This window comes from Paenibacillus sp. GM2, assembly GCF_900069005.2.
In the GTDB taxonomy this organism is placed as follows: Bacteria; Bacillota; Bacilli; order Paenibacillales; family Paenibacillaceae; genus Fontibacillus.
Window position 1 is genome coordinate 1,577,566 of the sequence record NZ_LN831279.1, and the last position, 12,945, is coordinate 1,590,510.

General features: G+C 49.2%; 14 protein-coding genes and 2 riboswitches. Of the genes, 9 read left to right on the forward strand and 5 right to left on the reverse strand.

What is annotated here, in order from left to right; genetic code table 11:
- Positions 1–38 precede the first annotated feature (38 nt).
- Genes pcp through BN1360_RS16870 form a run of 3 tightly spaced genes read right to left on the reverse strand, consistent with a single transcriptional unit; the run spans position 39 to position 2,343 of the window.
- Complete coding sequence (gene pcp / locus BN1360_RS16860) at positions 39–683, reverse strand: pyroglutamyl-peptidase I (protein ID WP_068781025.1); 645 nt, start codon at positions 681–683, stop codon at positions 39–41.
- Positions 684–701: 18 nt separating this feature from the next.
- Positions 702–1,646, reverse strand: a complete 945-nt coding sequence (locus BN1360_RS16865) for a DUF979 domain-containing protein (RefSeq protein ID WP_068781026.1) — start codon at positions 1,644–1,646, stop codon at positions 702–704.
- A gap of 1 nt (position 1,647) precedes the next feature.
- Positions 1,648–2,343: a DUF969 domain-containing protein gene (locus BN1360_RS16870; protein ID WP_068781027.1), complete on the reverse strand. Its 696-nt coding sequence runs from the start codon at positions 2,341–2,343 to the stop codon at positions 1,648–1,650.
- Between the two features lie 333 nt (positions 2,344–2,676).
- Between BN1360_RS16870 and BN1360_RS16875 the strand changes: the two genes are divergently transcribed.
- From BN1360_RS16875 to BN1360_RS16910, 8 genes are all read left to right on the forward strand, one after another.
- Entirely contained in the window at positions 2,677–3,672 is a 996-nt protein-coding gene (locus tag BN1360_RS16875; protein ID WP_068781028.1) for an ABC transporter substrate-binding protein, read from the forward strand.
- A gap of 29 nt (positions 3,673–3,701) precedes the next feature.
- Positions 3,702–4,616 carry an ABC transporter permease gene (locus BN1360_RS16880; protein WP_068781029.1) on the forward strand — a complete coding sequence of 305 codons (915 nt, stop codon included), beginning with the start codon at positions 3,702–3,704 and terminating at the stop codon, positions 4,614–4,616.
- A complete protein-coding gene (locus BN1360_RS16885; protein WP_068781030.1) occupies positions 4,616–5,413 on the forward strand; it encodes an ABC transporter ATP-binding protein in 798 nt (265 codons plus the stop codon). The genes BN1360_RS16880 and BN1360_RS16885 overlap by 1 nt, the downstream gene beginning before the upstream one ends.
- A gap of 1,014 nt (positions 5,414–6,427) precedes the next feature.
- Positions 6,428–6,727, forward strand: a complete 300-nt coding sequence (locus tag BN1360_RS16890) for an antibiotic biosynthesis monooxygenase family protein (RefSeq protein WP_068781031.1) — start codon at positions 6,428–6,430, stop codon at positions 6,725–6,727.
- 23 nt (positions 6,728–6,750) lie between these two features.
- On the forward strand, positions 6,751–7,227 hold the full coding sequence (locus BN1360_RS16895; protein ID WP_068781032.1) for a DinB family protein: 477 nt from the start codon (positions 6,751–6,753) through the stop codon (positions 7,225–7,227).
- 37 nt (positions 7,228–7,264) lie between these two features.
- Positions 7,265–7,771, forward strand: coding sequence for a GNAT family N-acetyltransferase (locus BN1360_RS16900; RefSeq protein WP_068781033.1), 507 nt, complete (start codon positions 7,265–7,267; stop codon positions 7,769–7,771).
- Positions 7,772–7,860: 89 nt separating this feature from the next.
- Complete coding sequence (locus BN1360_RS16905; protein ID WP_068781034.1) at positions 7,861–8,469, forward strand: TVP38/TMEM64 family protein; 609 nt, start codon at positions 7,861–7,863, stop codon at positions 8,467–8,469.
- A 55-nt stretch (positions 8,470–8,524) separates the two neighbouring features.
- A complete protein-coding gene (locus tag BN1360_RS16910; protein WP_068781035.1) occupies positions 8,525–9,748 on the forward strand; it encodes an MFS transporter in 1,224 nt (407 codons plus the stop codon).
- An 864-nt stretch (positions 9,749–10,612) separates the two neighbouring features.
- Here BN1360_RS16910 and BN1360_RS16915 read toward each other — a convergent pair.
- Together BN1360_RS16915 and BN1360_RS26255 are read right to left on the reverse strand one after the other, a co-directional pair.
- Complete coding sequence (locus tag BN1360_RS16915) at positions 10,613–11,311, reverse strand: metal-dependent hydrolase (protein ID WP_068781036.1); 699 nt, start codon at positions 11,309–11,311, stop codon at positions 10,613–10,615.
- Positions 11,312–11,403: 92 nt separating this feature from the next.
- Positions 11,404–11,529, reverse strand: a complete 126-nt coding sequence (locus BN1360_RS26255; RefSeq protein ID WP_267490892.1) for a hypothetical protein — start codon at positions 11,527–11,529, stop codon at positions 11,404–11,406.
- Between the two features lie 319 nt (positions 11,530–11,848).
- Positions 11,849–12,089: riboswitch (cyclic di-AMP (ydaO/yuaA leader) on the forward strand.
- 105 nt (positions 12,090–12,194) lie between these two features.
- Positions 12,195–12,391, forward strand: a riboswitch (cyclic di-AMP (ydaO/yuaA leader).
- A 116-nt stretch (positions 12,392–12,507) separates the two neighbouring features.
- Between BN1360_RS26255 and BN1360_RS16925 the strand changes: the two genes are divergently transcribed.
- Positions 12,508–12,921, forward strand: coding sequence for a hypothetical protein (locus BN1360_RS16925; RefSeq protein ID WP_068781037.1), 414 nt, complete (start codon positions 12,508–12,510; stop codon positions 12,919–12,921).
- Positions 12,922–12,945: the final 24 nt, after the last annotated feature.

Consider the following 12,945-nt stretch of genomic DNA (forward strand, 5'->3'; position numbering starts at 1 on the left):
AGAGCAGGTTCTGAAAGAACCTGCTCTGATCTGGAAACTCAATGTGTTGTGCCGGCATTTCCGGATATATCCTCTGTTGTCTCCACCGCTGCTTCTACAGCATAGGTTAATGACTGGGCGATATCGCTCAAAGACATGGACGGGGTCCCAACAGGGCGGGTAATCACCTGGTCAGGTGAGAAGGGCACATGGATAAAGCCGCCGCGAATTTCCGGGAACTCCCGATCGATCATATATAATAGACGGTACATGATATCATTGCAGACAAAGGTTCCCGCCGTATAAGAGATATAGGCCGGGAGCCCATGCTCCTGGATCCTCCGGCACATCGCTTTAATCGGCAGAGATGTGAAATATGCCGTTTCCCCATCCTCCTCAAGCTTTGTATCGAAGGGCTGATTGCCCTTATTGTCCGGGATCCGCGCTTCTGCCAGATTGATAGCGACGCGTTCCAGGGATACAGCGGCGCGTCCGCCTGCTTGACCAACGCAGATCACAATTTCCGGCCGATGTTTCTTAATCGCCTGCTTGAGCACCTCACCGCTCTCTCTGAACACCGTTGGCACCTCTAGCTTGATAATCTCAGCGCCAGCTAATAGTTCCGGAATCCGCTTTACCGCTTCATAAGCAGGATTCACTTTATCTCCGCCAAATGGATCGAATCCCGTAACTAAAACCTTCATTAATTCATCCCCCATTTCTTATTTAAATAATATCATATACACAATTTGGAAAATGAGCATGAAACATGCGACAAACAGCTGATTTTTAATGGCGCCATATTTATCCTTCATTTCAAGAATAGCAACGGGTACGATGTTAAAGTTGGCAGCCATTGGCGTCATCAGTGTACCGCAATAACCGCAAGTCAAGGCGAGCATTCCGATCAGTGCCGGATTGGCTCCATGGCTGAAAACAAAAGGCGCACCGATCCCTACGGTCATTACTGTGATCGCAGCAAAGGCGTTGCCCATAATTACGGTGAAGAGGACCATGCCTAAAGCATAAATAATGATTCCAATGGTGACATTGCCTTCAGGTACGACTTGTCCAACTGCATTGGAGATGACCGTCCCGACGCCGGCGCTTGTAAAGACAGCGCCTAAGGAGGCCAGCAGCATGGGCAGCATACTTAAGGGCCCTACCGTCCCAAGCATATCCGCCGCATCATCCAGAAATGTCGTCGGTTTATTGTCGCGGGAAAAGAACATCAGGATGATCATGGCTACAAGGACTCCGGCGCCCACTCCCACGAGAGCTCCCAACTCAGTAAAGAGGACAAACAAAATGGCAAAAATACCGATACTCAAAGCGGGAATAAAGATTTTCATCCCTAATTTTGAGGACATGTTCTCCATGTAATCTTTTGCGGGAAGATGACTTTTCCCTTTGCCAACACGCCTGGCAATCGCAGGAATAGTCATTAGAAAAATCAGGATTCCGCTGGTTAGCGGCGGAAGCCAATGCCCTGCACCGATAACCATCCCCAGTATGCTCCAAAAGAAGAGGGTGCCGTATCGATGCGGATTGGTCTTGTCTGCCAAATTTCGTATGCCGGTATAGATCAGGACCAGGCCCATCAATATATAGAGAATCTCCAGTAACTTGGTACTCATCAAAATATTCGGGTCTGTAAAGAACGCCACATTACATCTCCTCCTTATTGTCAGCAGAATAATATTTCTTCGACAAGCGGCGTTCCTTTAAGTAGAAGTACACGCTCGCTACGACCAGCGCTGTAATAGCCACAGGAATTTCTACGGCCGCTAATTGGCCCAATGTCACCTCATAACCCAGGTCCTTCAAGGTGGACTGAACCAGCAGTGCGCCAGCGCCGCCGACAAAGAGGACTTGTCCAAAAAACCAGCAGATATTTTCCATGCCGGAGGCCATTCCCTTTAACTCCTCTTCATGATCAGGATTGATCTTTAGACCGCGGGATTCGATCGTTCCCAATGTCATAGGAAGTATGATAGGACGAACGAATCCGGCAACACCGCCGAAGCTGACATTAAATGCGGCGAAGATCATCCGGAATACCCCGTAAATATCGATGATCATTCCGGCGGAGACTTTCTTGAACCGCTGGATCAATGCAGCAGCAGATTCTTTGAGCCCGTTGCGCTCCAAAGTTCCGGTTGCCAGCATGATGATAATAAATATAGCCATCCCACGATTGTTGACGAAGCTGCTTCCTAGCAGTTCAAGCATTCCTTCCACGCCTAGCCCGCCGGTGAGAGCCGTCACGATTAGAGCAATTATTACGATCAGAATCGCGTCCAATTTCAAGGCGAATCCGACGATCACGATCAGAACTCCCAACAAGGTTAACAGATTTTCCATAGTCTTCACTCCTTTCTTAATAGATTTTTGAGCAGATAGCTGCGTCAAATTTTTTTTATTATAAGTTCTATGTATTCCGATTACTGTGACGTTCTTATCTCTGGGAAAAGCGAAAAAAAAGCAATTTTTCACCCAAATTCCACCAAATCATAGATTTTGGATTGACTAGAAATTGACCGCCATTTAATATGAGAATAATATAATCTTCCGAAAACGTGAGAAAGATCACGTTTTTGCGCTTTTATACTTTCATGGATAGAAGCGTTAACCGGATTTCGCATCGATTAAGTGAATTGTTAATGCAGTAAATTAAATTGAGGGGGTCTTTTGAAAATGGGGAAGAAATTGTGTCTATTATTAGTCATTTCTATCATGCTGGTAGCTGTGGTTGGCTGTGGTAGCTCGGGCTCGGGGAAGCAGTACAAGATTGCTATCTCACAAATTGTGGAGCATCCGTCGCTGGATGCAACTCGTGAGGGCTTTTTGGCAGCCTTGAAGGACGCGGGAATTATAGAAGGGGAGAATCTGAAGCTGGATTACAACAATGCGCAAGGTGACCCCAATAACAATATGACGATTGCCCAGAAAATTGCTGGTGAGAAATACGACCTGGTATTAGGCATTGCTACACTTCCGGCTCAAGCGCTGGCCAGTCAGGTGAAAAATTCGCCAGTCATGTTCGCAGCGGTGACGGATCCGCTCGATGCTAAATTGGTGGATAATCTGGAGCAGCCGGGCGGTAATGTATCGGGTGCTTCTGATACAAACCCTGAGGCTATCACTCAGTTGATGGACTTTATCGCTGGGAATTTCTCTGAGGTAAAGACCGTGGGTGTTGTGCTTAACCAGGGCGAGCCTAATGCTGTGGTTATGACTAATCTGGCAGAAAAGGCGCTGGAAAAGCACGGGATTAAGCTCGTTAAAGCTTCGGTTACGAATACCTCGGAAGTGAAGCAGGCTGCGGAATCCTTGGTAGGTCGAGCCGATGCGATCTATATTACACTCGATAACACAGTAGTCGAAGCGGTTAGCACGGTTATTCAAGTGGCTAATGACAATGATATTCCATTCTTTTCGAGCGATCGCGATTCCGTTGAGAAGGGGGCTTTTGCTACGGTAGGCTTCAAATATTATGATCATGGCTATCAAGCAGGACAAATGGCGCTGCAAGTCCTCAAGGAAGGCAAGAAGATCGGTGATTTGAAGGTTACCGTGCCAGAGAAGCTCGATCTTATTCTTAATCTGAAAGCTGCGGCAGAGCAAGGAATCACGGTCACGGACGCAATGAAGGACCAGGTTAAGGATAAAGAAACCAATATTCTCGAATAGGTGTTCCATAATTAGGAGGTAGTATCATCATGATGAACTCATTACTCGGAGCCCTAGAATCCGGATTGCTGTATGCCTTGATGGCGCTCGGCGTTTACATTACCTTTCGCATCCTGGACTTTCCAGACCTGACGGTGGACGGCAGCTTTACAACCGGCGGAGCCATAACAGCCATCATGATTACGAATGGGGTATCCCCCTGGGTCTCTACCATCTGCGCCTTTGGCGGCGGACTGCTAGCCGGTATGGTTACAGGGCTTATTCATACCAAGGGTCGTATCAACGGCCTCTTATCCGGAATTCTGATGATGATCGCATTGTATTCCATTAACATGCGAATTATGGGGAAGCCGAATGTCGGGCTGCTTGGCGAGAAGACGATATTCAGCTCCGTATCACCGCTGTTGCTGATGCCTTTTGTGGTCATCGCTATTAAGCTTCTGCTCGATTTGTTCTTTCGTACTGAGCTTGGGCTCGCGCTGCGGGCAACCGGAGACAATCAGCGGATGATCAGAAGCTTTGGCGCGAATACCGACAATACAATTATTTTGGGGCTCAGCCTATCCAATGGACTGGTAGCCTTATCAGGAGCATTAATTGCCCAGCAATCCCAATTTGCCGATATCTCCGCCGGAATCGGAATGATTGTGATCGGGTTGGCCTCGGTCATTATCGGAGAAGCAATATTCGGTGCCCGCAATGTATTTTTTGCTACGCTGGCCGTTGTGTTGGGCTCCATTGTCTACCGTCTGGTTGTCGCTCTGGCGCTGCGGATCGAGTGGCTGGAACAGACCGATCTGAAGGTGATTACGGCATTGATTGTCATCATCGCGCTGGTGCTGCCAACGGTACGCAGGTCATGGAAGCAGAAGGCGCTTGCTCGCAAGCGTTCGTTGGAACTCGTCTCCGACGCTGAGCAGAGAAGTGTGGGAGGTGGACTATAATGCTGCAGATTACCCATTTATCCAAGCTGTTCCATCCAGGTTCCGTCGATGAGAAAATCGCGCTAATTAACGTGAATCTACAGTTGAAGCCAGGGGATTTCGTGACCGTGATCGGCAGCAACGGCGCCGGTAAGTCAACGTTGATGAACATGATCTCGGGTGCGCTGAAGCCGGATTCCGGTACGGTCCATATTGCCGGCAACGATATTACGGACTTGTCCGAGCATAAGCGCAGCCGTTGGGTCGGCCGGGTATTCCAGGACCCGATGGCCGGGACCGCTCCGCATATGACAATCGAGGAAAATCTGGCGATGGCTTACTCGCGGGGCAAACGTCGTGGTCTCTCCATCGGGATTAACTCCGGACGAAGAGAACTGTTCCAAGAGCAGCTTCGCAAGCTTGGGATCGGCCTAGAGAACCGTCTGCGCGCCAAGGTAGGAACGCTGTCCGGTGGAGAACGTCAGGCGCTCAGCCTGCTTATGGCTACATTTACCGAGCCGCAGATTCTGCTGCTTGACGAGCATACTGCGGCATTGGACCCCGCACGGGCCGAGCTGGTCACCCAGCTCACACAGAAGATCGTCAGCGAGCTGAAGCTCACCACCTTGATGGTCACGCACAACATGGAACAGGCGATTCGCCTTGGCAATCGGCTAATTATGATGGATGGGGGCCGCATCATCCTCGATATCCATGAGCAGGAGAAGCAGCGGCTGACGATCGAAGGCCTGCTCGGAGAGTTCGAACAGATTAGCGGTCATAAGCTGAGCGATGATCGGGTCGTACTCGGCTCTTAGAGGATAGGCAATCCATAAATCTGTGCAAGGAAGAGTGTGTACAGGGAAGAAATACGGGTTATAAGGACCTTCAGCTCCGCTATTGAAGCGGGTTTGCGGGTCCTTTTCCCTTTTTGGATATAGGATTCATGAATGAACGAGCTGTTCTTGATTGAACGGGATGGGTGATAGGGGAATTAGAGTGGTCATATCGTTGGTAGTGTTGTGTTATTAGCGCTGTCGGTCCCGTTATCACCAGCGACTCAGCGTATCAAACATACGGGTTAGTGGGGTTAGTGGGGTTAGTGTAGTTGGGGTATCTGGTGTAGCTACTGTTGGTACCATTGAAGTCATTGATGCGCCAGACTCTAGCGGAAATTAAATCCGCTATTTTGGCGAATTCGACGATTCTGTAATTGTAACGGAAATCTGATCCTCTATTTGGGGAACGTCTGCCTTATTCTGCTGAAAAACTTCAATTAAGGGAATCCATTTCCGTTAGAATTCAAAAACGGCCCTTTCAGACCAAATAGCGGCACTGGTTTCCGTTAGATCTTTCTGCAAACGATTAGTGGACCAACCCGCTCGCCTTCACCAGCGGTTCAGCGTTATCGAACATACGGGTTCGTCTAGCTGGTGTAGTTAGTAGCGGCGGATTGTTGGGGAATTAGTGCTGTTGGGGCTATTAGTGCTGTTGGTCGCTTGTTGATGCTTGTTGGTTGCTGGCGGTGTCGTTAGTCATGTTGCTAGTGCTATTGGTGCTTCTGTGTTCTTACTGCTTCTGTGCTGTTGGAGCTGTTAGTGGCATTGTGTGGCGTTAGTGACTTGGGAGTCATTGGCTGTTAGTGCTGTTGATGTAGTTATGCTCTTGGGGCTTCAGCGCTCTTACTGCTTCTGTTGTTCTTAGTGCTTCTGTGCTCTTGACGCTGTTAGTGGCATTGTTAGAGGTTTTCTAATAATCGGACAATTGGAAAAATCCGATTCATTATGCCAAGATGCCATGCTATAATCAGGAAAACGGAGGGGATGGTGACGATGATACTTGAAGTAGCCCATCTGCAGGTGAAACCGGGCACGATTAACGATTTTGAAAGCAGCTTCCGGCAGGCATCGAAGATCATTTCTCAAATGCGTGGATATTTGGGACATGAGCTACATAAATGCGTAGAGACCGAAAATAAGTACATTTTGCTCGTGAAGTGGCATTCGATTACCGATCATGAGGTTGGGTTCAGACAATCTCCTCAATACGAAGAATGGAAGGAATTACTGCACCATTATTATGATCCCTTTCCATTGGTTGAGCACTATGTTCAGATTAAATTAGAGATGTGAAGACATCGATGGAGGTAATGAGCATGAGTACAAATGAAGCTATTTTTGATCAGATTGAATTTATAAGAAGTCAAACCTTGAAGATGGTGCAGGGGTTAACAGAGGAAGAGGTGCGGACGATTCCTGATGGGTTCCGCAATCATATTTTGTGGAATCTGGGGCATATCGCCTTCGTACAGGACCGTTTTGCCTTTCTTCTCGCTGGACTTCCCTCGGGGCTGCCGGAGCAATATCGGGAATGGTTCGCTAACGGAACATCACCGCTGGAATGGACGGGTCAGGAACCTGACTTCGCGGAGGTGTGCCGAATCGCTGGAGAGCAGCCGTCAGAGATCAGAAGACTATTGTCTGGGCGCTTGAATGAACCTACGGTACAGCCATTTACGACTAGCTCAGGCTTCACGATGGATCGCATCGGATCTTTGCTGAGCTTCAGTCTGTACCACGAAGGGATGCACTTCGGCATCATTAAACAGTTCAAGAAGACGATACAAGGTTGATTACAGTCAGACTTGCAGAACTAGGAGAGGTACACGGATGGATGAACAATATGTCATTGAGGATGCGGTTCTTGAAGATCTGGGCCGCATTGTAGATATATATAATGAGACGATTACCGGACGGATGGTTACGGCTGATTTGGAGCCGATCACTGTAGCCAGTCGCCTATTATGGTTTGAAGAGCACGCCCCGGATTTTAGACCGCTATGGGTACTTAAGGAGGGGGAAAGAATCGTTGCATGGCTCAGCTTTCAATCGTTCTATGGACGACCAGCTTATCTGGCGACGGCGGAGATCAGCATCTATATTTCCGCAGAATGCCGTGGTAAGGGCTTGGGCAGTCTGCTGCTTCAGCGGGCGATCGATTTCTGTCCGCGAATCGCGGTGAATACGCTGCTTGGTTTTGTGTTTGCCCACAACCAGCCGAGTCTCTCCCTGTTAGAGAAGTTCGGGTTTGAACGGTGGGCGCACCTGCCTCGTGTTGCTAATATGGATGGAATTGAGCGCGATCTTGTTATTTTGGGAAGAAGAGTTGAACACTAATCGAGCTTTGGGCCGAAAGAGATTTCTCACTGCAAAGTGATATTGTTACACATCTTGGCCCGAAGAGTCGAGAATGGAGAAGAAATCGCTTGAATGAATGGATAGAACAATGGACGAGTTGGCTGATTAATGCCACACAGCTGGGCGGTTTTTCTATACTGATCATTACGATTCCGCTGGCGCTTCTGCAAGGAACGATCGGCATATTCCCGTTTGCGACAATCGTCATGCTGCATATCTCCGTATTGGGGATCGCGGATGGACTCATCGCCAGCTGGATCGCCGGAACGGCCGCCGGGATGATCATATATTTACTATGCGGCTACTTATTCGCTGACTGGTTCAACCGCAAATGGCTGCGTAAGCTGCAAAAATATGAGAAATGGCAAAGAGGCCTGGAGCGGTATGGCGTATGGGCAGTAATATTTCTGCGCACCCTGCCGATTATGCCTAACAATTTGATCTCGTTCATGTCGGCTATATCCAATATGAAGCTATCATCGTATACATGGTCAAATATGGTTGGCAACCTGTCCGGGATATGGCTGTATGGAATATTAAGCGCATCGGTCGTATTTCCAGACACAGATCTTCGCAAGCTAATATTCAGTTATATTATTTTTCTGGTCGCCCTTACCATCATCTTCTGGTTCAGAAATCGGAATATGATCAAGCGGGACCGCAGCATGACGGCATAATCGCCTATAAAGTATAATGTAAAATAGAGATATGAGTGGAGAATGGGGTGGCACAATGAGTACAGCAAATATAGCGGCGAAGCCGAAGACGAGGAAGCTGTTATTTAGCGCTGGCTTCAGTTGGATGTTCGACGCGATGGATGTCGGGATTATATCGTTTATCGCCGCTGCTTTGGCGGCGGACTGGGGGCTGACCCCACAACAAACAGGCTTGTTCACAAGCATTAACTCGATCGGCATGGTGTTCGGGGCCGCTCTGGCGGGTCTGATGGCCGACAAATTCGGCCGTAAAGCGGTGCTGCTCTGGACGCTGGTTATTTTTGCTGCAGCGAGCGGTTTGTCCGCTGCTGCTACAGGATTTGCCATACTGTGCGTGCTTCGCTTTATCGCCGGCTTTGGGCTTGGCGGTGAGCTGCCCGTAGCATCCACCTTGGTCTCGGAATCTGTACCCGCCAAGGATCGGGGGCGGGCTGTCGTTTTGCTAGAGAGCTTTTGGGCCCTCGGCTGGATTCTGTCAGCGCTGATCGCTTATTTTGTAATCCCGGATTACGGCTGGCGGATGGCTTTTGTCATTAGTGGTGTGCCAGTCTTGTACGCCTTGTATTTGCGTCGCTCAATTGAAGATCCGCCGCGGTTTATCGAGCAATCGAATGCCATGAAACAGCGGTTTTCGGTCAGAGAGAAGCTGCAATCTGTATGGTCAGCTCCTCATCGACGCTCGACGATCATGCTCTGGATTTTATGGTTTACTGTAGTCTTCTCCTATTACGGCATGTTCCTATGGCTGCCTTCGGTCATGGTCCTGAAGGGCTTCAGCCTCGTCAAGAGCTTTGAATACGTGTTGATTATGACCCTGGCTCAATTGCCGGGTTATTTCACGGCTGCCTACTTCATAGAGAAGTTCGGCCGGAAATTCGTATTAGTCCTGTACCTGGTGCTTACCGCTGCAAGCGCGGCCTGGTTTGGCAGCGCAACGACGGAAGGGATGCTGATCGCCTCGGGAATTTGCTTGTCCTTCTTTAATCTGGGGGCGTGGGGAGGCATGTATGCCTATACGCCGGAGCTGTATCCGACCAAGGTCCGGTCGACAGGTGTTGGCTTCGCTGCTTCCTTCGGCCGGATTGGCGGGGTAATCGCTCCGTTCCTGGTTGGCTGGCTTGTAGCCCGGGAGGTAGCGATCAGTTCGATCTTCTGGCTGTTTTTCGTTACGGTTCTGATCGGCGCGATTGCCGTCCTCTGGCTAGGTACCGAGACAAAAGGGAAGGAACTTTTGGACTAGCTTTGGATTAGCAAGCGCCTCTGTGCCTGTCTGTTCAAGGGAGCGCTAATGAAAAATTGAGCTGGCATAAAGGGGAGAACAAGGTGATGCAGAAGCGAAACGCTGTTTGCTGAAGCGAATCTGCATCTGCTTCTTGTTGTAAGTTTCGCACGGCATTATGTTGGTCGGGATATGGTACTTCCCGATTTGATTCGGGAAGGCAACATGGACCCGATTGCGTAATCTACTATTTTGGAGATTCTAACGAAACGTGGTATCGTTATTGGCTTCAAATCGGGGCGCTGAGATTTTTAACGAAACTGGGTATCGCTATTGAACAAGAATTATCTCTTTTTGCTGGTATTTCGCCCAAATAACGATATGGTGTTTCGTTAAAAATAATTTCCCGCTTTTTGGGAGCCAATAACGTTCTGTAGTTTCGTTAGAAATAAAAATAGCTGCTGATAAGCAGCTATTTTTATTTGGTCCAGCATTGGTCCAGCATTGGACTAACATCGGACTAGCGTCGTGCCAGTATCAGGCCAGCATTGGCCCAGTATCGTGCCCGCATCGGACTAGCATTGTGCCCGCATCAGGCCAGCATTGGCCCAGTATCGTGCCCGCATCGGACTAGCATCGTGCCAGTATCAGGCCAGCATTAGCCCAGTATCGTGCCCGCATCGGACTAGCATCGTGCCAGCATCAGGCCAGCATTGGCCCAGTATCGTACCCGCATCGGACTAGCATCGTGCCAGTATCAGGCCAGCATTGGGCGGTAGGTGCAGCCGGTGCGGTCGGTTATGGGCGGATGGCCTGACCAGCTGGGCTAATGGCCCGGATACAAAATAAATAGAGCGGTCGATGAAGTGAGACGAGAATGGTCAGTTAACGCTCCAATTGAGCTTGATCGAGGCTTTCGCCCGGCAGCAGGGCATGGCCGGATATGCCAAGCTTTTGCAATTGGTGGGCGAATTGTGCTCCGTCCTGCTTGATGAGGCCAAATGTATCGTAGTGAACCGGGACCACGTGCTTGGCGCCGATCCATTCGGCAGCGAGCAGGGCGTCCTCCGGTCCCATGGTGAAGAAATCGCCGATCGGGATGAAGGCGAGATCGATCTTATGTTTGCTTCCGATGAGCTTCATATCGCTGAACAGTGCGGTATCACCGCAATGATGGACGATGAAGCCGTTGATATTAAGCACAATGCCCGCAGCAACTCCCAAGTAGACATTGGTTCCGTTCACTTCTACGGATGAACTGTGGAGAGCCGGGGTGAAGGTTAACTTGCCGAACGGGAAGTTGGATGAGCCTCCCAGGTTCATCCCGGTTGCCTTAAGCCCTTTTTGCTTAAAAAAGTCGGCCAGTTCAACAATAGCTACGATGGTGGCTCCAGTCCTTCTGGCAATCGCCTCAGCGTCCCCGATATGATCCGAATGCCCATGGGTAAGCAGGATATAATCGACATCGATATCTTCTGCCACAGCAGCTGCTTTAGGATTTCCGGTCAAGAATGGGTCGATGATCAGACGGTAATCGCCGGTATCTAAAAATACGCATGAATGTCCGAGATACGTTAGTTTCACAAATATCGCTCCTTTTTGGCAAAATAATGAACTAACTCTATTATAGCGAAGCAGAGGCATGAGTAAAATTTTGCTGGCTGGCCAGTGCAGTATTAACATTTTGCGCCTGCCGGATCACTGCATAGCTGTGAGCTATGATGATCCAGACGGTAACTAATCCCGGTCAAAACAGCGGCGGCAATGGTGACTATTCCCCCGGACCAGGACACATCGATCAATCGACTGTTTATGGCAACGAAGCCGCCAAGCGTCGAACCGAAGGCAATATAGATAGGGTTTGCACTTGCTTACCGAGTATAACGTTCCAGTAAAGGGGAGAGTCCAGAGATCGTTTGCTATAATCTGTGGAATTCTTATAAAAGAATTCAAAATCAAGAGTAGAAATGAGCTATAGCGAAAATTAGAGAGCGCCATATCAATGTAAGCGGTATATTTTCGTATTCCTTTAAATTTATCGCTTTTTTTGCCAGGAAGTTGGCTTTACAGTCAACCCTTGCAGCGGTATGATTCAATCCATAATCCATAATCAATATTAACCAATTCCGATCGCTTAATCTCTGGGATATTCCAGGGAACGGGGGAACCAACAAGTGCTTGCTGCGTGATGATCAATGCGGCTTGCGCGACGTCTGAAGGGCCAGGGCTGGTGTGAGAGCCAACACAGGCCCATTCGGACAGGGGTGAATCCTGAGGAAGAGACCATGGACTCTTCTCGGGTAGGGCGACTCTCACCGCCCGAATCCGTCAGCTAACTCCGTCAGCGTGGGTATGAGAGAGGAAAGGTGACTGCGAGCCGCAATAAATTCGGCCACAGAGGACCGTTTGCCTCTGTGGTTTTTTGCGCCCTAATTTGAAAAATGAATTGAAATACAATGAAATGATCCATCAAAAAACGCTGAATGCTGTCGTGGATAGGACAGCAGCGGGGGAACCAACGGTACTGAGTGATGTCCGCTCCGCGGGCTTCTCAACCTTAGTTCCATGGGGTGAATCGCTTGGAGGATAATCTATTCTTCAAGGTAGGGCGACTTCCGCGCCCGAATCCGTCAGCTAACCTCGTAAGCGTCAAGGAAGAGGCAACCACCAAAGGCCGAATAGTGGGTCCAAGACCACCCATAAAGCCGCGGGGAAGGTTACTATCTTTCCTGCGGCTTCTTTTGTGTTGTCCTCTGCAAATTCAAGGAGGGTGTTCTCAAGTGGAGGGAGAGTTTGTTCTGGTAGCAGCCCCGAACCCGGTTGGACTGAAGTTCATTTTGCTGCTGATGGCAGCGAAGCGTAATTTCGCGGTACTGGTGAACAACAAGAAGGAGGAAGAAGTCCTTCATAAACTGGGCGTAAGACATGTATTGCGCATCAAGACGGATGACGAGCAGAGCTGGATCGTTCCGCCGTTTCCAATCGGCCGCTGCTATATTTTTGAACTGAGTATGACATTAACTTGTCGCTATTTGCAAATCTGCCGGAGATGGACGCAGGATCAGATTTTCATTATTACTCCGAATAAAAATCCGCGCATGATTTACAAAGGGCTCGGAGCTTCTTATGTCATCCATTCCGTGAGCGGAGAGGTTGGATTTCTGCTTACGGCAAAGCCACAGCTTGAGCAATAAGCCGGAGCTTAAAATTTATAAACA

Coding starts and splice junctions, on each gene's coding strand:
- pcp (WP_068781025.1), bottom strand. CDS start 683: ATGAAGGTTTTAGTTACGGGATTCGATCCATTTGGCGGAGATAAAGTG.
- BN1360_RS16870 (WP_068781027.1), bottom strand. CDS start 2,343: ATGGAAAATCTGTTAACCTTGTTGGGAGTTCTGATCGTGATCGTCGGA.
- BN1360_RS16875 (WP_068781028.1), top strand. CDS start 2,677: ATGGGGAAGAAATTGTGTCTATTATTAGTCATTTCTATCATGCTGGTA.
- BN1360_RS16880 (WP_068781029.1), top strand. CDS start 3,702: ATGATGAACTCATTACTCGGAGCCCTAGAATCCGGATTGCTGTATGCC.
- BN1360_RS16885 (WP_068781030.1), top strand. CDS start 4,616: ATGCTGCAGATTACCCATTTATCCAAGCTGTTCCATCCAGGTTCCGTC.
- BN1360_RS16890 (WP_068781031.1), top strand. CDS start 6,428: ATGATACTTGAAGTAGCCCATCTGCAGGTGAAACCGGGCACGATTAAC.
- BN1360_RS16895 (WP_068781032.1), top strand. CDS start 6,751: ATGAGTACAAATGAAGCTATTTTTGATCAGATTGAATTTATAAGAAGT.
- BN1360_RS16900 (WP_068781033.1), top strand. CDS start 7,265: ATGGATGAACAATATGTCATTGAGGATGCGGTTCTTGAAGATCTGGGC.
- BN1360_RS16910 (WP_068781035.1), top strand. CDS start 8,525: ATGAGTACAGCAAATATAGCGGCGAAGCCGAAGACGAGGAAGCTGTTA.